This window comes from Streptomyces sp. S465, assembly GCF_026898115.1.
Lineage (GTDB): Bacteria > Actinomycetota > Actinomycetes > Streptomycetales > Streptomycetaceae > Streptomyces > Streptomyces luomodiensis.
In genome coordinates this window covers 8,229,697-8,253,102 of record NZ_CP114036.1, presented here as the reverse complement: position 1 = coordinate 8,253,102, position 23,406 = coordinate 8,229,697, and the positions used below count along the sequence as shown (strand labels likewise).

The window sequence follows — 23,406 nt, the reverse complement described above, 5'->3', positions numbered from 1 at the left end:
CACTGATCTTCGACGGACCGCCCCGAAGAGCGTCCGCGCGGTCCCCGTCCTTCCGGTTCACGTATGGAGCTGAGCACCGATGGCGAACGAAGACGAGTTTCTGCACTACCTCAAGAAGGCCGCCGCCGACCTGCGTGACGCCCGGCAGCAGATCCAGGAGCTGGAAGCCAGGGACCGCGAGCCGATCGCGATCGTGAGCATGGCGTGCCGGCTGCCGGGCGGCGTCGACTCGCCGGAGTCGCTGTGGGAGCTGGTCGCCGCCGGTCGCGACGGCGTCTCCGCGTTCCCCACCGACCGGGGCTGGGACCTGGAAGGCGTCTACGATCCGGACCCCGACCACCCGGGCACGACGTACGCCCGGGAGGGCGGCTTCCTGGACGACGCGGCCGGCTTCGATCCGGCGTTCTTCGGCATCTCGCCACGTGAGGCGCTGGCCATGGACCCGCAGCAGCGACTGCTGCTGGAGACCACCTGGGAGGTCCTGGAACGCGCCGGCATCGACCCGGCGACCCTGCGCGGCAGCCGTACCGGCGTGTTCACCGGAGTGATCCACAATGACTACGCCGACTGGTCGGCCGACGACACGGACCAGTTGGAGGGGTATCTGGGCAACGGCAGCGCGGCGAGCGTGGCCTCGGGCCGGGTCTCCTACACCTTCGGCTTCGAGGGCCCGGCCGTCTCCCTGGACACCGCCTGCTCCTCCTCCCTGGTCGCCCTGCACCTCGCCGTCCAAGCACTGCGCTCCGGCGAATGCACCCTCGCCGTCACCGGCGGCGTCACCGTCCTCGCATCGGTGGCACCGTTCATCGAGTTCAGCCGACAACGCGGCATCGCCGACGACGGCCGCTGCAAAGCCTTCGCCGCCAACGCCAACGGCTTCGGCATGGCCGAAGGCATCGGCCTCCTCCTCATCGAACGACTCTCCGACGCCCAACGCCTCGAACACCCGATACTCGCCGTGGTACGCGGCACCGCCGTCAACCAGGACGGCGCCTCCAACGGCCTCACCGCCCCCAACGGCCCCTCCCAACAACGCGTCATCCGCGACGCCCTCACCAACGCCCACCTCACCCCCACCGACATCGACCTCATCGAAGCCCACGGCACCGGCACCAAACTCGGCGACCCGATCGAAGCGCAGGCGGTGCTGGCGGCCTACGGACAACACCGCGACCAACCGCTGTGGATGGGCTCCCTGAAATCCAACATCGGCCACACCCAAGCCGCCGCCGGAGTGGCCGGCATCATCAAAACCGTCATGGCCATGCGCCACGGCGTGATGCCCAAAACCCTGCACATCGACGAACCGACCCCCGAAGTCGACTGGACCGCCGGCACCGTCGAACTCCTCACCGAACCCCGCGACTGGCCCACCACCGACCAACACCCCCGCCGCGCGGGCATCTCCTCCTTCGGCGTCAGCGGCACCAACGCCCACGTCATCCTCGAACAAGCCCCCACCACACCCGAAGCCACCACACCGGAACCCGACACCTCACCCACACCCCCGACCGGACCCGTGCCCTGGATACTCTCCGCACACACCGAACCCGCCCTGCGGGAGCTGGCGCGGCGGCTGGTGACACGGAACGAGGGACACGTGGCGGACGTGGCCCACTCGCTGCTGCGCGGTCGCGCCGCGCTGCCCTGCCGGGCGGTCATGATCGGGGCGACGCGGGAGGACTTCGCCGCCGAACTCGACGCGCTGACCTGCGGGTCCGGCAGGGCGTCGAAGGTGGCCCTCGTCTTTCCCGGTCAGGGTTCGCAGTGGGTCGGTATGGGCCGGCGGCTGTGGGAGAGCTCCGCCGTGTTCCGTGACAGTGTGCTGCGCACCGACCGCGCGCTGGCCGAGTTCGTGGAGTGGTCGGCCGCGGCCGTGCTGGCCGGCGAGCCGGGGACACCGGACCTGGACCGGGTGGATGTGGTCCAGCCGGTGCTGTTCACGGTGATGGTGGCGCTGGCCGAGGTGTGGCGGTCCTACGGCGTGGAGCCCGCGGCCGTGGTGGGGCACTCGCAGGGCGAGATCGCCGCCGCGTACGTGGCGGGCGGGCTGTCGTTGCGCGACGCGGCCCGGGTGGTCGCGCTGCGCAGCAGGGCGCTGACCGCGCTGGCCGGAGAGGGCGGCATGGTCGTCGTCCAGCGGTCGGTGGCATACGTGGCGGACCTGCTGCGCCAGTGGGAGGGTCGGCTGTCGGTCGCGGTGGTGAACGGGCCGGAGGCAGTGGTGGTGTCCGGTCAGGTGGCCGCGCTGGAGGAGCTGCTGGCCACCGAGGACCGCGCGCGGCGAGTCGCGGTGGACTACGCGTCGCACTCGGCGCAGGTGGAGCGGATCGAGGAGGAGCTGGCCCGGACGCTGGCGGACGTCCGGCCGGTGACGTCGCCGGTGCCGCTGTTCTCGACCGTGGAGCGGGACTGGATCGACACCGCCTCGATGGACGCCGGCTACTGGTACCGGAACCTGCGCCAGACGGTGTGGTTCGATGACGCGGTGGGCCGGCTCTCCGAGGCCGGCTTCGATGTGTTCGTCGAGGTCAGCCCGCATCCGGTGCTCACCACGAGCATGCGGGAGAGCTGCCCGGAAGCGGTCGTCACCGGGACGCTGCGGCGTGACCACCACGACGTGGCGGCGCTGCTCGCCGCGGCGCGCGAGCTCCACTTGGGGGGCGCCCGGGTGGACTGGGAGGCGGTGGTCGGGGAGGGCCGGCGGGTGGACCTGCCGACCTACCCGTTCCAGCGGGACCGGTACTGGCTGGAGCGCGGGTCCGGCTCGGCCGGCGACGCCACCGGTCTGGGGCTGCTGCCGACGCGGTACGCGCTGCTGGGCGCGGTGACCACGATCGCCGGCAGCGGCGCGGTCGTGCTGTCGGGCCGGCTGTCGGTGGCCTCGATGCCGTGGCTGGCCGACCACGCGGTCGCCGGCACGGTCGTCCTGCCGGGCACCGCGCTGGTCGACATGGCGATCCGGGCCGGTGACGAGGTCGGCTGCGGTGTCCTGGACGAGCTGGTCGTGCAGACCCCGCTGGTGCTCGACCGGGCCGCCGCCGTGCAGGTCAGCGTGGGACCGGCGGAGGCGGACGGGCACCGCCCGGTGTCCGTGCACGCCCGGCGGGACGACGGCGACTGGGTCGAGCACGCGGTGGGCACCCTCGCCCAGGAGGCGGAGGTCCCCGTTCCGCCGCGGAGCTGGCCGCCCGCCGGGGCGGAGGCGGTCGACCTGACCGGGCTGTACGAGCGGTTGGCGGACGGCGGGCTGGTCTACGGAGCCGCCTTCCAGGGACTGGAGGCGCTCTGGCGGCAGGACGGCAGCCTGTACGCGGACGTCACCCTGCCCGACGCGGCCGGGGACGCCGACGGCTACGCGGTGCACCCGGCGCTGTTCGACGCGGCGTTGCACGCGGTCGCCGGCACGGCCGAGCTGTCCGAGATCAGGTTGCCGTTCGCCTGGACCGGCGTCGCGGTGCACGCCACCGGCGCGACGAGGCTGCGGGTCCGGCTGGACACCGACGACACGGGCGCCGTGCGCCTCCTGGCCACCGACACCACCGGCCGGCCGGTCGTCACCGTCGACGCGCTGGTCACCCGGCCGGTCACCGCCGACCAGCTGCGGCGGGCCGGCTCGGGTCCGAACGGCCTGTACGCCCTGGAGTGGGTCTCCCACACTCCGGCGACGCCCGCGACCGTGCCGGTCTTCGAGCGGTGGGTGGTGGAGCCGGCCGGTGATGACGTCGTGGCCGACACCCACCGAGTCACCACCGACGCACTCGCACACGTCCAGCGGCACCTGACCGGGACCACCGCCCCGCTCGTCGTCCAAGCGCCCTACGACGACCTCGCCGGCGCGGCCGTCTGGGGGCTGCTCCGCACCGCCCAGACCGAACACCCGGGCCGCATCGTGCTGGTGGACACCGACGACCACCCCGCCTCCCGAGAGATCCTGCCCGCCCTGGTCGCCTCCGGCGAATCCCAGGCCCGCATCCGCGACGGCGCGGTCACCCTCCCCCGGCTCGCACGCCTGGCCGCGGACACCGAACCGGTCACGATCGGCGACGGAACGATCCTCATCACCGGCGGCACCGGCAGCCTCGGCTCCCTCGTCGCCCGCCACCTCGTCACCGAACACGGCGTACGCGACCTCGTCCTGGCCAGCCGCCAGGGACCCGACGCGGACGGCGCCACCGAACTCGTCACCGAACTCACCGACCTCGGCGCCCGGGTCCGCGTCCGCTCCTGCGACCTCACCGACCGCACCGCCCTCGCCACACTCATCGCCGACATCGGCCCCCTCACCGGGGTCATCCACACCGCCGGGGCCTTGGCCGACACCACCCTCGACCACCTCGACACCGACGCACTGACCACCACCTTCGCACCCAAGGCCGACCCCGCCTGGTGGCTCCACGAACTCACCCAGGACCACCCCCTCACCCTCTTCGCCCTCTTCTCCTCCGTCGCCGGCGTCCTGGGCTCACCCGGGCAGGCCAACTACGCCGCCGCCAACAGCTTCCTCGACGCCCTGGCCACCCACCGCCACCGCCAGGGCCTGCCAGGCACCTCACTCGCCTGGGGATCCTGGCAGCGGGTCGGCGGACTGACCCGGAGCCTCAGCGCGACCGACCGGAACCGGCAAGCCCGCGCCGGACTGCGCCCGCTGTCGGACACCGAGGGAACCGCCCTGTTCGACGCAGCCCTGGCCGCCGGGGCCGGCCCGGTGGTCGCGGCGAGGCTGGACCTGGCCGCGCTCGGTCGGGCCGAGGCGGTGCCGGAGGTGCTGCGGGGCCTGGTTGTCCGGCGCGGTCGGCGGCAGGCGGGCAACGCGGGCGACGCCTCGTTGGCCGACCGGGTCGCGGCGATGGCCCCGCAGGACCGGGTGAACGCCATGGTCAAGCTGGTACGCGGCCGGGTGGCCTCGGTGTTGGGGCACAGCGACGCCCGCCGGATCGCCGTCGACCAGGCCTTCAACGAGCTGGGCTTCGACTCCCTGACCGCCGTCGAGCTGCGCAACCAGCTGACCGCCGCGACCGGACTGCGCCTCCCGGCAACCCTGATCTTCGACTACCCGACCACCGCCGCGGTCGCCGGGCTGCTGGCCGAACGGCTCTCCGGCCAGGCCACGCCGGCGGTACCGGACCCGTGGGTGACACCGGTGGCGGCCACGGACAGCGAGCCGATCGCGATCGTCGGCATGGCCTGCCGCTACCCCGGCGGCGTCACCTCGCCCGAGGAGCTGTGGGACCTGGTCGCGTCGGGCACGGACGCGATCTCGCCGTTCCCCACCGATCGTGGCTGGGACCTGGACCACCTCTACCACCCCGACCCGGACCACCCCGGCACCTCCTACGTCCGCGAAGGCGGCTTCCTCTACGACGCGGGCGACTTCGACGCCGCCCTGTTCGGCATCTCCCCCCGCGAAGCGCTGACCATGGACCCGCAGCAGCGGCTGCTGCTGGAGACCACCTGGGAGGTCCTGGAACGCGCCGGCATCGCCCCCACCTCACTCCGCGGCAGCCGCACCGGCGTCTTCGCCGGCGTCATGTACCACGACTACATCTCCCGCCTGCGCCACTTCCCGTCCGAGCTGGAGGGGTACACCAGCAACGGGGGATCGGGCAGCGTCGTCTCCGGCCGGGTGTCGTACACGTTCGGGTTCGAGGGACCGTCCGTGTCGGTCGACACCGCCTGCTCCTCCTCCCTGGTCGCCCTGCACCTCGCCGTCCAGGCCCTGCGCTCCGGCGAATGCACCCTCGCCGTCGCCGGCGGCGTCACCGTCATGGCCTCCCCCTCCTCCTACATCGAGTTCAGCCGCCAACGCGGCCTCTCCCCCGACGGACGCTGCAAATCCTTCGCCGCCACCGCCGACGGCGCCGCCTGGTCCGAAGGCGCCGGAGTCCTCCTCATCGAACGACTCTCCGACGCCCAACGCCTCGGACACCCGATACTCGCCGTGGTACGCGGCACCGCCGTCAACCAGGACGGCGCCTCCAACGGCCTCACCGCCCCCAACGGCCCCTCCCAACAACGCGTCATCCGCGACGCCCTCACCAACGCCCACCTCACCCCCACCGACATCGACCTCATCGAAGCCCACGGCACCGGTACCAAACTCGGCGACCCGATCGAAGCGCAGGCGGTGCTGGCGGCCTACGGGCAGGACCGCGACCAGCCGGTGTGGATGGGCTCGCTGAAGTCGAACATCGGCCACACCCAGGCCGCCGCCGGGGTCGCCGGCGTCATCAAGACCGTCATGGCCATGCGCCACGGCGTGATGCCCAAGAGCCTGCACATCGACGAGCCGACTCCGGAGGTCGACTGGTCGGCGGGCGCCGTCGAACTCCTGGCCCAGGCCCGGGACTGGCCGGGCTCGGACGAACGTCCCCGACGCGCGGGGGTGTCGTCATTCGGCGCGAGCGGCACCAACGCGCACGTGGTCTTGGAGCAGGCCCCCGAGGCGGAGCCCGACGAGACGGCGGAGGACACACCGGAGCAGTCCGTGCCCTCCGGTCCGGTGCCGTGGGTGCTCTCCGCGCAGAACGAGGCCGCACTCAAAGACCTGGCCCGTCAACTGGTCATGGAAACCACCGGCACGGTCCACGACATCGCACACACCCTCATCACCCAACGCTCCACCACACTCCCCCACCGCGCCGTCCTCGTCGGCTCCACCCGCGAAGAATTCGCCACCGCACTCGACAACCTCACCGGACACACTCCCGACGGCGGGAAAACCGTCCTCGTCTTCCCCGGCCAAGGCTCCCAATGGATCGGCATGGGACAACGCCTCTGGGAAACCTCACCCCTCTACCGCGACACCATCCACGAAATCGACACAGCCCTCTCCGAACACATCGACTGGTCCGTCACCGACATCCTCACCCAACAACCCCACGCCCCCACCTGGAACCGCGTCGACGTCATCCAACCCGTCCTCTTCACCACCATGGTCGCCCTCGCCACCCTCTGGCAACACCACGGCCTCACCCCCGACGCCATCATCGGCCACTCCCAAGGCGAAATCGCCGCCGCCTACACCGCCGGAGCCCTCACCCTCCAAGACGCCGCCCGCATCACCACCCTCCGCAGCAAAGCACTCCTCCCCCTCACCGGCCACGGCACCATGATCAGCGTCCTCGCACCACCCGAAAAAATCCGCAACATCACCAACCCCGACCACTGGAACACCCGCATCTGGATCGCCGCCCACAACGCACCCAACAACACCACCATCACCGGCGACCCCGACGCCATCAACCACCTCACCAAACAACTCGCCCACCACCACATCATGCGCTGGCAACTCCCCAGCGTCGACTTCGCCGGCCACTCCGGCCACATCGACCAACTCCACCACCAACTCCAAGAAATCCTCGCCCCCATCACCCCCCAAACACCCACCACACCCCTCTACTCCACCACCGACAACACCTGGATCACCACCCCCACCCTCAACGCCGACTACTGGTACCGCAACCTCCGCCAACCCGTCCTCTTCCAACCCGCCATCGAACACCTCACCCACAACGGCTACACCACCTACATCGAAACCAGCCCCCACCCCACCCTCACCCCCAGCATCCAAGAAACCAACCCCAACACCACCACCATCCACACCCTCCGCAACAACCAAGACGACACCCACGCCTTCCTCACCGCACTCGGCCACGCCCACACCCACGGCCACCCCATCACCTGGCACACCCTCATCCCACCCACCAAAACCACCAACCTCCCCACCTACCCCTTCCAACGCACCCGCTACTGGCTCAACGACACAACCGTGGCCGGCCCCCAGGACGCCACCCAGCTCGGACTCGTCCCGACCCCGCACCCACTCGTCTCCGCGACCACCACCCTCGCGGAAACCGGCGCCACCATCCTCACCGGGCATCTCAACCCGGCCCACCACCCCTGGACCGCCGACCACGCCGTCAACGGCACCCCACTCCTCCCTGGCACCGCACTGGTCGACATGGCCCTCCACGCCGGCGACCACACCCACCACACCACCCTCGACGAACTCATCATCCACACCCCCATCACCCTCACCCACCCCACCACCATCCAGATCACCATCAACCCACCGGACGACACCACCATCCGCACCCTCACCATCCACACCCGGACCAGCCCGGACGCCCCCTGGACCGCCCACGCCACCGGCACCCTCACCCGCACCCACACCACACCCCGCACCCCCCACACCACCTGGCCCCCCACCAACGCCGAACCCATCCCCCTGCACGACACCTACCACCACCTCGCCACCACCGGACTGGAATACGGCCCCGCCTTCCAGGGCCTCCAAGCCCTCTGGCGCCAAGACAACCGACTCCTCGCCGACGTCCACCTCCCCGACCACGCCGGCGACACCGACGGCTACGGCATCCACCCCGCGCTGTTCGACGCGGCCCTGCACGCGCTGGTCGCGGCCTCCGACGGGGACGAGATCCGGCTGCCCTTCGCCTGGACCGGGGTGCGAATCCACGCCACCGGCGCCACCCGCCTCCGGGTCGAGCTGGAATGGGACGCGTCGGGCTCCGCGAGCCTGCGGGCGTTCGACCCGGCCGACCAGCCGGTGGTGACGGTCGAGTCCCTGGCGAGCCGGGTGATCAGCCCCGAGCAGTTGCGTTCGGCTGGTGCGCGCTCCGGGCCGCTGTACCGGCCGGAGTGGACCGCCTGGGCCGGTGCGGGCGGGTCCGGTGGCGCCGTGGAGTTCGAGCGGTACACCGTACCGGCGGTCGGGGACGACGTCCTGGCCGACACCCACCGCATCACCGCCGAGACCCTGGCCCGCGTCCAACACCACCTGGCCCACGACACCACCACACCCCTCGTCGTCGAAGCCACCCACGACGACCTCGCCGGCGCAGCCGTCTGGGGACTGCTCCGCACCGCCCAAACCGAACACCCCGACCGCATCATCCTCATCGACACCGACCACCACCCCGCCTCCCACAAGGCCCTCCCCACCCTGATCGCCTCCGGCGAACCCCAGGCCCGTATCCGCGACGGCGCCATCACCGTCCCCCGGCTGACCGTGGTCGCTCCCACCGAGCCGGTGACGATCGGCGAAGGAACCGTGCTGATCACCGGCGGCACCGGCAGCCTCGGCTCCCTCATCGCGCGCCACCTCGTCACCGAACACGGCGTACGCGACCTGGTCCTGGCCAGCCGCCAAGGACCCGACGCGGACGGCGCCACCGAACTCGTCACCGAACTCACCGACCTCGGCGCCCACGTCCGCGTCCGCTCCTGCGACCTCACCGACCGCACCGCCCTCGCCACACTCATCGACGACATTGGCCCCCTCACCGGCGTCATCCACACCGCCGGAGCCCTCGCCGACACCACCCTCGACCACCTCGACACCGACGCACTGACCACCACCTTCGCACCCAAAGCCGACGCCGCCTGGTGGTTGCACGAACTCACCCGCGACCAGGACCTGACCCTGTTCGTGGTCTTCTCCTCGCTGGCCGGCGTGCTCGGCAGCGCCGGCCAGGCCAACTACGCGGCGGCCAACGGGTTCCTCGACGGCCTGGTCACCCACCGCCGCGGTCTGGGCCTGCCCGGCACCTCTCTGGCCTGGGGTTCGTGGGAACGCACCACCGGTCTGACCCGCCACCTCACCCGCGCGGACCACGACCGGCTGGCCCGTGCGGGTCTGCGGCCGCTCACCGATGAGCAGGGGCTCGAGCTCTTCGACGGCGCGCTGGCCGCGGACGTCGGGCAGGTGGTGACGGCCACGTTCGACCTGCCCGCCATCGGCCGCTCCGGCGCGGTGCCGGTCCTGCTGCGTGGGCTGGTGCGCGCGCCGCGCCGGCAGGCCGCCGGGGCGGGCGCCGACGGGGCGGAGCCGTGGACGGAACGGATCGCGGCGCTGGCCCCGGAGGGCCGGGAGCGGTCGGTGCTGGCGTCGGTGATCGAGCAGGTCGCCCAGGTGCTCGGGCATCCGGACCCCGGCGCCATCGAGCCGGACCAGGCGTTCAAGAGTCTCGGCTTCGACTCCCTGACCGCCGTGGAGTTCCGCAACCGGCTGTCGGCGATGACCGGGCTCCGGCTGCCCGCCACGCTCGTCTTCGACTACCCGGCGGCCGGCGCTGTCACGCGGTACCTGCTGGACCAGGTCTCGCCCGCCCCGACGGCCGCCGGACCGGACGACGACCCGGACGAGCGGGAGCTGCGCCGGGTCCTGGCGCAGGTGCCGGTCGCCCGGTTCCGCGACGCCGGCGTGCTGGAGGCGCTGCTGAAGCTGGCCGGTCCTGACCCGGCGCAGGCACCGGACGCGGCCGAGCACGACGAGGACGACCTGATCGACGCCATGGACACCGAGGCGCTGATCCGGCACGTGATGGACGGAACCGGAGCCTGAGGGGTGCGACGATGACCAATGAACAGCTTGTCGAGGCGCTGCGCGTGTCGGCCAAGGAGAACGCCCGGCTGCGCCGGGAGAACGCCTCGCTCCAGGAGGGGGCGGCCGAGCCGGTTGCCATCGTGGGGATGTCCTGCCGGCTGCCCGGCGGCGTCGACTCGCCGGAGTCGCTGTGGGAGCTGGTGGCCTCGGGAGGGGACGCGGTCTCGCCGTTCCCCACCGACCGCGGCTGGGACCTGGACAGCCTGTACGACCCGGACCCGGACCACCCGGGCACCACGTACGTCCGCGAGGGCGGCTTCCTGGACCGGGCCGGCGCGTTCGACCCGGACCCGTTCGGCATCTCGCCGCGTGAGGCGCTGGCCATGGACCCGCAGCAGCGACTGCTGCTGGAGACCACCTGGGAGCTCCTGGAACGCGCCGGTATCGACCCCACCTCACTGCGTGGCAGCCGCACGGGCGTGTTCACCGGCATCATGTACCAGGACTACGTGACCCGTCTGCGTGGCTTCCCCGCCGAGTTGGAGGGCTACCTCGGCAACGGCAGCGCGTCCAGCGTGGCGTCCGGCCGGGTCTCGTACACCTTCGGCTTCGAGGGCCCGGCCGTCTCCCTGGACACCGCCTGCTCCTCCTCCCTGGTCGCCCTGCACCTCGCCGTGCGGGCGCTGCGCTCCGGCGAGTGCTCGCTCGCGGTCGCCGGCGGCGTCACGGTGATGTCCGTCCCGCACCCGTACGTGGAGTTCAGCCGGCAGCGGGGGCTGGCCGCCGACGCGCGGTGCAAGACCTTCGACGCGACCGCGGACGGCACCGTGCTCAGCGAGGGCGTCGGACTGCTGCTGGTGGAGCGGCTGTCGGATGCCCAGCGGCTCGGCCACCCGGTGCTGGCGGTGGTACGCGGCACCGCCGTCAACCAGGACGGCGCCTCCAACGGCCTCACCGCCCCCAACGGCCCCTCCCAGCAGCGTGTGATCCGCGACGCGCTCGCCGACGCCCGGCTGACCGCGAGCGACGTGGACGTGGTGGAGGCGCACGGCACCGGCACCATGCTCGGCGACCCGATCGAGGCCCAGGCCCTGATCGCCACCTACGGGCAGCACCGGGAACTGCCGGTGTACCTCGGGTCGCTGAAGTCCAACATCGGCCATACGCAGGCGGCCGCCGGGGTGGCCGGCGTCATCAAGACGGTGCTGGCCATGCGGCACGGTGTGATGCCGAAGACGCTGCACATCAGCGAGCCGACGCCGAATGTCGACTGGTCGCAGGGCGAGGTCCGGCTGTTGTCCGAGGCCCGGGACTGGCCGAGCACCGATCAGCGCCCCCGCCGCGCCGCGGTCTCCTCGTTCGGCATCAGCGGCACCAACGCGCATGTGGTCCTCGAACAGGCCCCGGCCACGCCGGAGCCCGACGTGCCGGAGGCGCCGCCGGCCGGGCCGGTGCCCTGGGTGCTGTCCGCGCACACCGAGTCCGCGCTGACCGCCCTGGCCGAACGGCTCGCCACGCATGTCGCGGAGGACGACGCGCCGCTCGGCGACGTCGCGCACACCCTCAACACCACCCGCGCCACCCTCCCGCACCGCGCGGTGGTCGTCGGGGAGACCCGTGAGGAGTTCGTCGCCGCACTCCGCGCCGTGCGGCCGACCCCGCCCCGGCGCGGGCCGCTGGCGGTGATGTTCACCGGACAGGGCTCCCAACGCCCCGGCATGGGCCGACAACTCTACGAACACTTCCCCGCCTTCGCCGAAGCACTGGACGACATCCTCGAACTCACCGGCCCCGAACTACGCGACGTCATGTTCAACCCCGACCAAGCCGACACACTCCACCGCACCGACCACGCACAAATCGCCCTCTTCGCCTTCGAAACCGCCCTCTACCGACTCTGGCAAACCTGGGGCCTCCAACCCGACGCCGTCTGCGGCCACTCCCTCGGAGAAATCACCGCCGCCCACATCACCGGCGCCCTCACCCTCCCCGACGCCATCCACCTGATCACCACACGCGCCACCCTCATGCAAAACCTCCCACCCGGCGGCGCCATGCTCGCCATCGCCACCGACCCCCACACCCTCCAACCCCACCTCACCGCCCACAAAAACACCATCTCCATCGCCGCCATCAACGGCCCCCACACCACCGTCCTCTCCGGCGACCACACCACCCTCCACCACATCGCCACCCAACTCGACGTCAAAACCAACTGGCTCAACGTCAGCCACGCCTTCCACTCCCCCCTCATGCAACCCATCCTCACCCCCTTCACCACCACCCTCAACACCCTCACCCACCACCCCCCACACACCCCCCTCATCAGCATGCTCACCGCAACACCCACCCACCCCGACACCACCCACTGGACCCACCACATCACCGCACCCGTCCGCTACACCGACACCCTCCACCACCTCCACCACCACCACCGCATCACCACCTACCTCGAAATCGGCCCCGACGCCACCCTCACCACCCTCGCCCGCACCACCCTCCCCACCACCACCCACCTCATCCCCACCACCCGCCGCAACCACAACGAGGTCCACAGCGTGCTCACCGCGTTGGGCAAGGTGTTCAGCGTGGGCCACCCGGTGGACTGGCGGGCCCTCACCCCGGCCGGGAGGCATACATCCCTGCCGACGTACCCCTTCCAACGGCGGGACTTCTGGCTGCACGATGCCGCGGGCGGGGGCACCGAGGTGACCGGAGCCGGCCTGGACACAACGAACCACCCCCTACTAGGCGCCAAGACCACCGTGGCCGACACCGGCGAACTCATCCTCACCGGCCGACTCTCCACCACCACCCACCCCTGGCTCACCGACCACACAGTCGGCGACACCATCATCGTCCCCGGCACAGCACTCCTCGACATGGCCATCCAAGCCGGCGACGAAACCGACCACACCACCCTCGACGAACTCGTCATCCACACCCCCCTCACCCTCACCCACCCCACCCCCATCCAAATCACCGTAGCCCCCGAAACCACCACCGGCCACCGCCCCCTCGCCCTCCACAGCCGCAACACCAACGGCACCTGGACCCGCCACGCCACCGGCACCCTCAGCCGCCACACCCCACCCACACCCACACACCACAACACCCAACCACCAACCGACGCCCACCCCATCGACCTCACCAACGCCTACCAACAACTCGCCACCACCGGACTCCACTACGGCCCCGCCTTCCAAGGACTCCGCACCCTCCACCACCACCACAACACCCTCTACGCCGACATCCAACTCCCCACCGCCGCAGGCACCACCACCGGCCACCCCCTACACCCCGCACTCCTCGACGCCGCCCTACACCCCGCCGCGGTGATCGCCGCACAAGACGAGGACGGCGACATCCACCTGCCGTTCTCCTTCTCCGGTGTCACCGTCCACGCCACCGGCGCCACCCACCTGCGAGTCCGACTGGACATCGACGACACCGGCGCCATCCGCCTGCTGGCCACCGACACCACCGGCCAGCCCGTCATCACCATCGACCACCTCGCCACCCGGCGCCACGCCGCCCCCACCGCCCCGTCCAGCCGGCACCTCTACCGACTGGCCTGGCGTCCCGCGCCGCTCACCGGCCCGGCGGTCGCCCCGGAGTTCGAGCGGTACGCGGTGCCGACGGTCGGCGACGATGTGCTGGCCGACACCCACCGCATCACCGCCGAGGCCCTGGCCCGCGTCCAACACCACCTGGCCCAAAACACCACCACACCCCTCGTCGTCGAAGCCACCCACGACGACCTCGCCGGCGCAGCCGTCTGGGGACTACTCCGCACCGCCCAAACCGAACACCCCCACCGCATCATCCTCATCGACACCGACCACCACCCCGCCTCCCACCAGGCCCTGCCCGCCGTAATCGCCTCCGGCGAACCCCAGGCCCGTATCCGCGACGGCGCCATCACTCTCCCCCGGCTGACACACGGGCCGGTGGATACGGAAGCGTCCCCCGACGAGCGGCCCGACCTCTCCTCGGGCCCCGTGCTGATCACCGGCGGCACCGGCGGTCTGGGCTCACTGGTCGCCCGTCACCTGGTCGCCGAACACGGCGTACGCGACCTGGTACTGGCCAGCCGCCAGGGACCCGACGCGGACGGCGCCACCGAACTCACCACCGAACTCACCGACCTCGGCGCCCACGTCCGCGTCCGCTCCTGCGACCTCACCAACCGCACCGCACTCGCCGCACTCATCGACGGCATCGGCCCGCTGACCGGCGTCATCCACACCGCCGGAGCCCTCGCCGACACCACCCTCGACCGCCTCAACACCGACGCACTGACCACCACCTTCGCACCCAAGGCCGACGCCGCCTGGTGGTTGCACGAACTCACCCGCGATCACGGTCTGACCCTCTTCGTGGTCTTCTCGTCGATCGCCGGCACCCTCGGCAGCGCCGGCCAGGCCAACTACGCCGCCGCCAACGCCTTTCTCGACGCCCTGGTCACCCACCGCCGCCGCCACGGCCTGCCCGGTACCTCGCTCGTCTGGGGCGCCTGGGACCGCACCACCGGCATGACCCGCCACCTCACCCAAGCCGACCACGACCGGCTGACCCGCACCGGGCTCCGGCCGCTGTCGGACGCCGAAGGGCTGGCGCTCTTCGACGCGGCGGTCGGCTCCGGTGAGGCGGTGCTGGTGCCGGTGAAGCTGGACGTCGGGACACTGGGCCGGCTGGAGTCGATGCCGGAGGCGCTGCGGGACCTGGTCCGACGGCCCCGGCCGGCCGCCCGGCGCGCCGCGACCGCGGCGCCGTCCGTGGTCGACCCCGGGTCGGCGCTGGAGCTGGTGTGCGAGCAGGTCGCCGAGGTGCTGGGGCACGGCGACGCCGGCGCGGTCGATCCCGAGCGGGACTTCCGGGAGTTCGGCTTCGACTCGCTGACCGCGGTCGAGCTGCGGAACCGGCTGGCGTCCGCCACCGGGCTGCGGCTGTCCGCGACCGTGGTGTTCGACCACCCGACGGCCACCGCGCTCGCCGACCACGTGCGGGAGCGGCTGGCGGCCGGGCGTTCACCGCGGTCCTCGGCCTACACGGTGGCCACGCTGTACGAGCGGCTGTACCGGGACGGCCGGATCGAGGCGGCGACCCAGATGCTGGTCGGTGCGTCCTGGTCGGTGCCGACCTTCTCGGGCCGCGACAGCGCGGAGCACGCCGTGCGGCCGGTGACGCTGTCGGCCGGTCCGCGGCGGCCGAGGGTGGTCTGCGTGCCGGCGGTGACTCCGGCGGCCACCCCGCACGAGTACGACGCGTTGGGCCGTCGGCTGGAGGGGGTCCTGGACGGCGCGGTGCTGCCCTACCCCGGCTTCGGCACCGGTCAGGCCGTACCGGAGGACCGTGAGACGCTGGTCGGCATGCACGCGCGGGCCGTACTCGACCACGTCGGCGACGAGCCGTACGTGCTGGTGGGCCGGTCCCTGGGCGGCACCGTGGCGCACGCCGTCACCGGCGAGCTGGAGCGGCTGGGCCGCGGGCCGCGGGGGCTGGTACTGATCGACACCTATCCGCTGGACGGCGCCGCGCGGGCCCAGGAGTGGCTGCTCGGGCTGCCCGCGCGGGCCGCGGTGGAGGAGGGCGCGCCGGACGACGCCGCGCTGCTGGCGATGGGTGCCTACCTGCGGATGTTCGCCGGCTGGACACCGCACGCGGTCACCACGCCGACGCTGTTCCTGCGGGCCGGTCGCCCCACGCCGGAGATGGCCGGACAGGACGGCTGGCAGGCGTCGTGGCCGCTGCCGCACGACCTGATCGAGGTGGCGGGCGATCACTTCACGGTGCTGACCGACGAGGTGGCGGACACCGCGGAGGCGCTGCTGGGGTGGCTGGAGAAGCTGGGCTGACGAGGTGGCGGCGGCATCCCGCCGCACGCCGCCTTCCCCCTCCTGACCTCGCCCGACGGGTGGTCGGCCGGTCGGCTGTCTGACGGGTGGTGACCGGCGTGTGGAACGGCCGGTGGAATTCCGTCACTGGAACGCCGCCGCGGCCCAGACCTAGCATCGGCGCCGCCGGAAGGACTCGGTCGGCACGGGGGGACACGCTCGATCGCTGGAGGAACCTTTGACCAGATTGGTGGAGAGGAACGAGCAGCTGTCCCGCCTCGCCACGCTGTTGCATCAGGCCAGGTCGGGGACGGGAAGTATCGCCGTCGTGGAGGGGGCTGCGGCGACCGGCAAGACGGAGTTGCTGCACTCGTTCGCCCAGGCCGCCGACGGCGCGCGCCCGCACCGCACCGGCGGCCCGGGTACGGACGCGCCCTGCGAGGGCACACCAGCGGACGGCGGGCCCGGGGCCGGCGGGGAGTTGCTGCGGCTGCACGCGATCTGTTCGCCGGCCGAGCGCGCGCTCCCGCTGGGTGTGGTGAGCCAGCTGCTCCTGGCGCCCGCGCTGCCGGCGGCGTTCCGGGCTCGGGCCGCGGAACTGATCGACAGGCTCGCGTCCACCCCCGATACCGGGGCGACCGAGCGGCTGACCGCCCAGGTGCTGCACGGGCTGTGCAGGGAACTGCTCGCCCTGGTGAACCGTTCACCGGCGCTGATCACGGTGGACGACGTGCAGCACGCCGACCCGGAGTCGGTGCTGTGGCTGCTGTGGCTGGCCCGGCGGATCGGGCCGGCCCCCGTGCTGGTGGTGCTGGCCAGCGACGTCGGCCCGCATCCGGGCTTCGCGGCGGCCAGGACCGAGCTGTTGCGGTACCCGCACAGCGATCTGATCCCGGTCGACCGGCTGTCGCAGCGGGGCGCCGCCGAGCTGATCGGCCGGTACCTCGGGCGGTCGGCCGCGCACCGGCTGGCGCCGGCGTTCTTCCGTGCCAGCGGCGGCAACCCGCTGCTGCTGCGCGCCCTGTTGGACGACTGGCGGACCGGCCGGAACATGGCCGGCCACTCCTACCGGCAGGCGCTGCTGACCAGCCTGCGGCGCGCCGGGCCGGCCGGGCTGGCCGTGGTCCGGGGCCTGGCGGTGCTGGGCGAGTACACCTCGGAGGCGTTGCTGAGCCGGCTGGTCGGGGTGAACGTGGACGTGGTCGCCGACACCGTCCGGGCCTTCGAGGCGGGCGGGCTGCTCACCGACGGGGACTTCGCGCACCCCAACGGCCGGGCCGGGGTGCTCGAGGACCTGTCGCCGCCACAGCGCGTGGCGCTGCACCGGGCCGCGGCCCGGCTGTTACAGGAACGGGGCGAGCCGGCCACCGCGGTCGCCGCGCACATCATCGCGGGCGAGGGCGCCGACGGGATTCCGGCCACCCGGGTACTGCTGGACGCGGCCGAGAGCCATCTGTTGGAGCAGCGGTTCGAGGTGGCCGTGGACTGCCTGGAGCAGGCGCTGCGCAGCGCCGGGGACGGCCGGGAGCGGGCCGCGATCCGCGCCCGGCTGGCCCAGGTGGAGTGGCGCTGCGACCCCCGCGCCGCGGCCCGGCACCTGGAGCCGCTGGTCGGGGACGCACGGGCCGGTCTGCTGACGGCCGGCGACACCATCGAGGTGTGCCGGCAACTGCTGTGGCAGGGCCACTGTGAGGAGGCCACCACGCTCATCGAGGGGCTGCGGGCCGCGCCGGCCGACGAGGCGGCCGACACCGGTGCCCGGCTGCGCGCGTTCGAGCTGTGGCTGATGTGCACCCACCCGCGGCCGGCCCGGCGGCGCCGGCCGGTGCTGCGGGGCCGGCCGGCGGCCGAGGGGCCGGCGGACCGGTCCGCGCCGTGGCAGCGGTTCTCCGCGGTGCTGGCGGACGTGCTGATCCACGGGCGGTACGAGGAGGCCACCGAACGGGCCGAGCAGTTGCTGCACAAGGCCAGCGTGCAGCGGGGCACGGTGTGGACCGGGGAGTCCGCGCTGTTGTGCCTGATGCCGGAGGTGTACGCCGACCGGACGGAGCGGGCGGCCCGCTGGTGCGAGGCATGGCGCCGGGATCCGTGGACCGCGCGGGTGCCGATGTCCCGGGCCGAGCTGGCCGCGGTGTCGGCGGAGATCGCGGTCCGGCGCGGTGACCTGACGGCGGCCACCGAACGGGCGCGGGCCGCGCTGGAGGAGGTGTCCGCGCCGGCCTGGGGCACGGCCGCCGGCCTGCCGCTGAGTTCGCTGATCCTGGCCGCCACCCGGAGGGGACAGCTGCGAACGGCCGCCGAGTATCTGCGGGTGCCGGTCCCGGCGTCGATGTTCGAGAGCCGGTACGGGCTGCACTACCTGTACGCGCGGGGCCACTACCACCTCGTATGCGACAACCACGCCGCCGCCCTGGCCGACTTCTTCGCCTGCGGGGAGCTGATGCGCTCCTGGGCGCTGGACACCCCGGGCCTGGTGCCGTGGCGCACCGGCGCGGCCGAGACCTGGCTGCGGCAGGGCAACCGGGAGCAAGCCAGACGGCTGCTGAACGAACAGCTGGCCTGGGTGGGGACCGACTTCGGCCGGGTGCGGGGCCAGGCGCTCCGGCTGCTGGCGGCGTGCGGGAGCCAGCGGCAGCGCACCGATCTGCTGGGGGATGCGGTGGAGATCCTGGAGGGCGCCGGGGACCGTTACGAACTGGCGCGGGCGCTGGCCGACCTCAGCCACGCGCACCACACGTCCGGCGAGCAACGGCGGGCCCGGCAGACCGCCCGCCGGGCCTGGCACGTGGCGCGCAGCTGCCAGGCCGAGCCGCTGTGCCGGGAGCTGTTCCCGGGCATGGCCGAGCACGAGGTGGACGGGCCGGGTGCGTTGGAGGACACCGCGCTGACCTTCCTCAGCCGGGCCGAGCGCCGGGTGGCGACGCTGGCCTCGGCCGGCTACACCAACCGGGCCATCGCGGAGAAGCTGTTCGTCACCGAGAGCACGGTCGAGCAGCATCTGACGAAGGTGTACCGGAAGCTGGGCGTGAAGCACCGCGAGGAGCTGCCCGCGCTGCTCCACCACGACATCGCGACGTCCGCATGATGGGCGCACCGCTGCCGTCGGCGTGGGAGTCGCTGCCGGCCGCGCAGCAGCCGGAGTGGGACGCGCACCCCGCGCACGCTGCGGCGCTCGGCTGGCTGCGCGGCGCCGCGCCGCTGGTGACGCACACCGAGGTGGCCGCCCTGGGCTGGGGTCTGGCGAAGGTGGCGCGGGGCCAGGCCCGGCTGGTGCAGGCGGGCGACTGCGCGGAGAGCTTCTATGAGTCGGGTGCCGGGCACACCGCGGCGAAGGTGGCGGCGATCGAGGAGCTGGCCGGCCGGATGGCGGTGCGGACCGGCCAGTCGGTGCTGCGGATCGGGCGGATCGCCGGGCAGTACGCCAAGCCGCGGTCGGCGCCGGTCGAGACGGTCGACGGGGTGAGGCTGCCGGTCTTCCGCGGGCACATGGTCAATCTGGAGACGGTCTCGGAGCTCGCCCGGCGGCCCGATCCGCGCCGGATGGTCTGGGCGTACCAGGCGAGCGAGGAGATCCTGCGGGACCTGCGCGCCCGGCGCCTCCAGGCGGCGGACGGCGGGCGGCTGGGGCCGTGGAGCAGCCATGAGGCGCTGGTGCTGGACTACGAAGCCGGTCTGGTGCGGCATGACCCGGCGGCCGGCCGGTCGCTGCTGGGCTCCACGCACTTCCCGTGGATCGGCGAGCGCACCCGGCAGCTGGACCACGCGCATGTGGCGCTGCTGGCCGCCGTGCGCAACCCGGTGGGCTGCAAGATCGGCCCGTCGACCGACCCGGAGACGCTGCTGCGGCTGTGCGCGGCGCTCGACCCGGACCGGGTCCCGGGGCGGCTGGCGTTGATCTTCCGGATGGGCCGGGACGCGGTCGCGGAGGCGCTGCCGCCACTGGTGCGGGCGGTGGTGTCGGCCGGCCACCCGGTGGTGTGGCTGAGCGATCCGATGCACGGCAACACCCGGCGGGCGGCGAGCGGGCTGAAGACGCGGTATCTGGCCGATCTGATCGCGGAGGGCCGGGAGTTCCGCCGGGTGGTGGAGCGGGCCGGCCGGCATGTCGGCGGGCTGCACCTGGAGGTGGCCGCGGAGCGGGTGACCGAGTGCGTCGGCCGCCCGGAGGAGGAGCACGCGCTGACCGAGCGCTACCTGTCGCTGTGCGACCCGAGGTTGACCGTAGAGCAGGCGTCCGAGCTGATCGACGCCATCTTCTGACAGGAGGCTGGATCCCGTGATCTTGGTGACCGGTGCTACCGGGGCCGTGGGCGGCGAGGTCGTCGACCGGCTGCTGGAACGTGGAGAGAAGGTCCGGGTGCTCACCCGGAACCCCGAGGGCGCCCGGCGCTGGGCCACGGCGGTGGAGGTCGTCACCGGCGATCTGACGGACCCCGGCTCGCTGGGTCCCGCACTGGACGGCGTGGACCGGGCGTTCCTGCTCCTGGTGCTGCCCGGGATACCGCAGGCCGGGCCGATCGTGGACGCGGTGCGCGACGCGGGCGTGCGGCATGTGGTGCTGCTGTCCTCGATCCGGGCCGGCAGCGCGCGGGACAGCGCCATCAAGCAGGCGAACCTGGCGGCGGAGGCGGCGGTCCAGGGCTCCGGCCTGGACTGGACGGTGCTGCGCGGCGGCACGTTCATGTCCAACACGCTGCCGTGGGCACCGTCGGTGCGCGCCGAGCGGGTGGTGCGGGCCTTCGGCAGGGACTTCCGCAGTTCTGCGGTGGATCCCCGGGACGTGGGCGCGGTGGCCGCCCGGGTGCTGGCGGACCCGGCCCCGCACCGGTCCCGGGTGCACACGCTGACCGGCGGCGAGGTGATCACGGTCGCCGGGCAGGTGGCCGTGCTGTCCGACCTGCTCGGCGAGCCGGTGGCGTTCGAGGAACTCCCGGAGGCGGTGGCTCGGGCGGCGATGGTGGAGCGGCTGCACTACCCGCCGGCGGTCGCCGACGCGATGCTGACCATGCTGCGCAACACCGACGAGAGCCTGGTGCGGGTCGACGGGGCGGTGGCGGAAGTCCTGGGCCGACCGCCGCGGTCGTACCGGGAGTGGGCCGCCGACCACATCGAGGCGTTCCGGTGACCACCGACTGCGACGTGCTGGTGGTCGGCTGGGGGCCGGTCGGCCGGCTGACCGCGATACTGCTGGCCCAGCAGGGCTGGCGGGTGACCGTGCTGGAGCGCTACGAGCGGCCGTACCCGTTCCCGCGGGCGGTGCACTTCGACGGGGAGACCGCGCGGTATCTGGCGGCCGCCGGGATCGGGAACCGGCTGCACGAGGTCGGGGACCCGGCGGTCGACTACGAGTTCCACACCGCCGACGGCCAGGTGCTGATGCGCCTGGAGCTGGCCGGCGACCCGCCCGGGTCGGCCGGCTGGCCGAGGTCGGTGGTCTTCCACCAGCCGGCGCTGGAGCGGGTGTTGCAGGAGCGGGCCGAGCGGCTGCCGAACCTGCGGCTGCTGCGCGGCGTGGAGGTGACCGGCTGCGTCGAGCGGGACGATCACGTGGAGGTCGGCGCGGGCCGGCGCCGGTTCACCGCCTCCTGGGTGGTGGGCTGCGACGGCGCGCACAGCGTGGTGCGCCATGCCATCCGGTCCACCGTGACCGACCTGGGGTTCTTCTACGACTGGCTGCTCTGCGACCTGGTGCTGGACGAGCCACGCGAGTTCCGGCCGAACAACCTCCAGATCTGCGACCCGGCCCGGCCGACCACGGTGGTCTCCGGCGGTCTGGAACACCGTCGCTGGGAATTCATGCGACTGCCGGGCGAGAGCGTCGAGGAGCTGAACCGGCCGGAGACCGCCTGGCGGCTGCTGGAACCGCACGGCATCACCCCGGAGAACGCCACCATGCACCGGCACTCGGTGTACACCTTCCGCGCGCAGTGGGTGGACCAGTGGCGGCGCGGCCGGATCCTGCTGGCCGGGGACGCCGCGCATCTGATGCCCCCGTTCGCCGGCCAGGGCATGTGCGCCGGCGTCCGGGACGCGGCCAACCTGACCTGGAAGCTGGACCTGGTGCTGCGCGGCCGCGCCGGCCCAGCGCTGCTGGACAGCTACGCGGTCGAACGCACCGGCCACCTACGGCACTTCATCGGCTACGCGGTCGAGCTGGGCAAGATGGTGTGCGAGCTGGACCCGGCCGCGGCCGCGGTGCGCGACAGCATGCTGCTGGCGCGGGCGGCCGACCCGGAGGCCGAGGAGCCGCCGCAGCTCAGCGGGGTGCCGCTGACCGAGGGGCTGCTGTCCGGGGCGGGCCCCGGCGCGGGCGCGTACATGCCGCAGGGCCGGGTGACCGGCACCGCCGGCACCGGACGCTTCGACGACGTGGCCGGACGCGGTTTCGTGTTCCTGACCGGGCAGGACCCGGCGGCGCTGCTGGACGAGGCCGACCGGGAGTTCCTGGCCGGCATCGGGACCCGCCTGGTGCGGGTGGTGCCGGCCGGGGCACCGGTGGGCGAGGGCGAGGTGGCCGACGACGACGGGGTGTACCTGCCGTTCCTGGCCGAGTCCTCGGCGGTCGCGCTGATGGTGCGGCCGGACTTCTACGTCTTCGGATCCGCCGCGGACCGTGGGTCGGTGGCGGAGCTGGTGGGCGACCTGCGTCGCGGGCTGCTGTCCGCGACGCCGCAACGATCACTCTCGGGAGGACCCGTATGACCGCCACGCACCTGTCCCTGTGGGAGAAGTGGACCAACCTCTGGTACAACCAGCTGGATCTGACCGACGAGATCATCGCGCCCGGGTTCAAGCTGTGCCTGGAGTCCGACCGCGACCTCAGCGCGATCAACGACGCGCAGTCGGTCCGCAGGTGGGTGGTGGCGGTGAACGCGATCTTCCAAGAGGCGAAATTCACCACCCTGGTCGGCCCGATCATCACGGACGAGTACATCACCACGCACTGGAGCGTGATCGGCAAGCTGGGTCCGGGCGCGGGCGAACTCGGGCCGGAGGGTGCCACGTTCACCCGGGTGCTGACCGAGATCCTCAAGGTGGAGAACGGTCTGATCACCGAGTGCTGGGCGTCCTGCGACCCGGTCAAGGTGCTCGTCGACTAGACGAGGCCGCCGCGTCCGGCCGGGCCCACCCGGCGGTGGACCCACCGGTACGGCGCCGACCCCCGGTGGCCGGAGACGGCCTCGGGGCCGGCCGGCGGTCGCCGGGCCCACCCGACGGTGG

Annotated in this window: 7 protein-coding genes; all 7 read left to right on the top strand. The window is 72.7% G+C overall.

The window, feature by feature from the left end:
- Positions 1-79: 79 nt before the first annotated feature.
- The 7 genes from N6H00_RS34865 to N6H00_RS34835 all read left to right on the top strand — a co-directional run bounded on the left by N6H00_RS34865 (position 80) and on the right by N6H00_RS34835 (position 23,285).
- Positions 80-10,366, top strand: a complete 10,287-nt coding sequence (locus tag N6H00_RS34865; RefSeq protein WP_268975841.1) for a type I polyketide synthase — start codon at positions 80-82, stop codon at positions 10,364-10,366.
- Positions 10,367-10,377: 11 nt separating this feature from the next.
- Entirely contained in the window at positions 10,378-16,206 is a 5,829-nt protein-coding gene (locus N6H00_RS34860) for a type I polyketide synthase (protein ID WP_268975840.1), read from the top strand.
- Between the two features lie 217 nt (positions 16,207-16,423).
- Positions 16,424-19,270, top strand: coding sequence for a helix-turn-helix transcriptional regulator (locus N6H00_RS34855; protein WP_268975839.1), 2,847 nt, complete (start codon positions 16,424-16,426; stop codon positions 19,268-19,270).
- Positions 19,270-20,445, top strand: a complete 1,176-nt coding sequence (locus N6H00_RS34850; RefSeq protein ID WP_268975838.1) for a 3-deoxy-7-phosphoheptulonate synthase — start codon at positions 19,270-19,272, stop codon at positions 20,443-20,445. Before N6H00_RS34855 ends, N6H00_RS34850 begins: the two co-directional genes overlap by 1 nt.
- Positions 20,446-20,461: 16 nt before the next feature.
- The gene (locus tag N6H00_RS34845) at positions 20,462-21,310 is read left to right on the top strand and encodes an NAD(P)H-binding protein (protein ID WP_268975836.1); all 849 of its coding nucleotides are present in this window, start codon (positions 20,462-20,464) and stop codon (positions 21,308-21,310) included.
- Positions 21,307-22,887: a bifunctional 3-(3-hydroxy-phenyl)propionate/3-hydroxycinnamic acid hydroxylase MhpA gene (gene mhpA, locus N6H00_RS34840; protein WP_268975835.1), complete on the top strand. Its 1,581-nt coding sequence runs from the start codon at positions 21,307-21,309 to the stop codon at positions 22,885-22,887. Before N6H00_RS34845 ends, mhpA begins: the two co-directional genes overlap by 4 nt.
- Positions 22,884-23,285 carry a hypothetical protein gene (locus N6H00_RS34835; RefSeq protein WP_268975834.1) on the top strand — a complete coding sequence of 134 codons (402 nt, stop codon included), beginning with the start codon at positions 22,884-22,886 and terminating at the stop codon, positions 23,283-23,285. The genes mhpA and N6H00_RS34835 overlap by 4 nt, the downstream gene beginning before the upstream one ends.
- Positions 23,286-23,406: the final 121 nt, after the last annotated feature.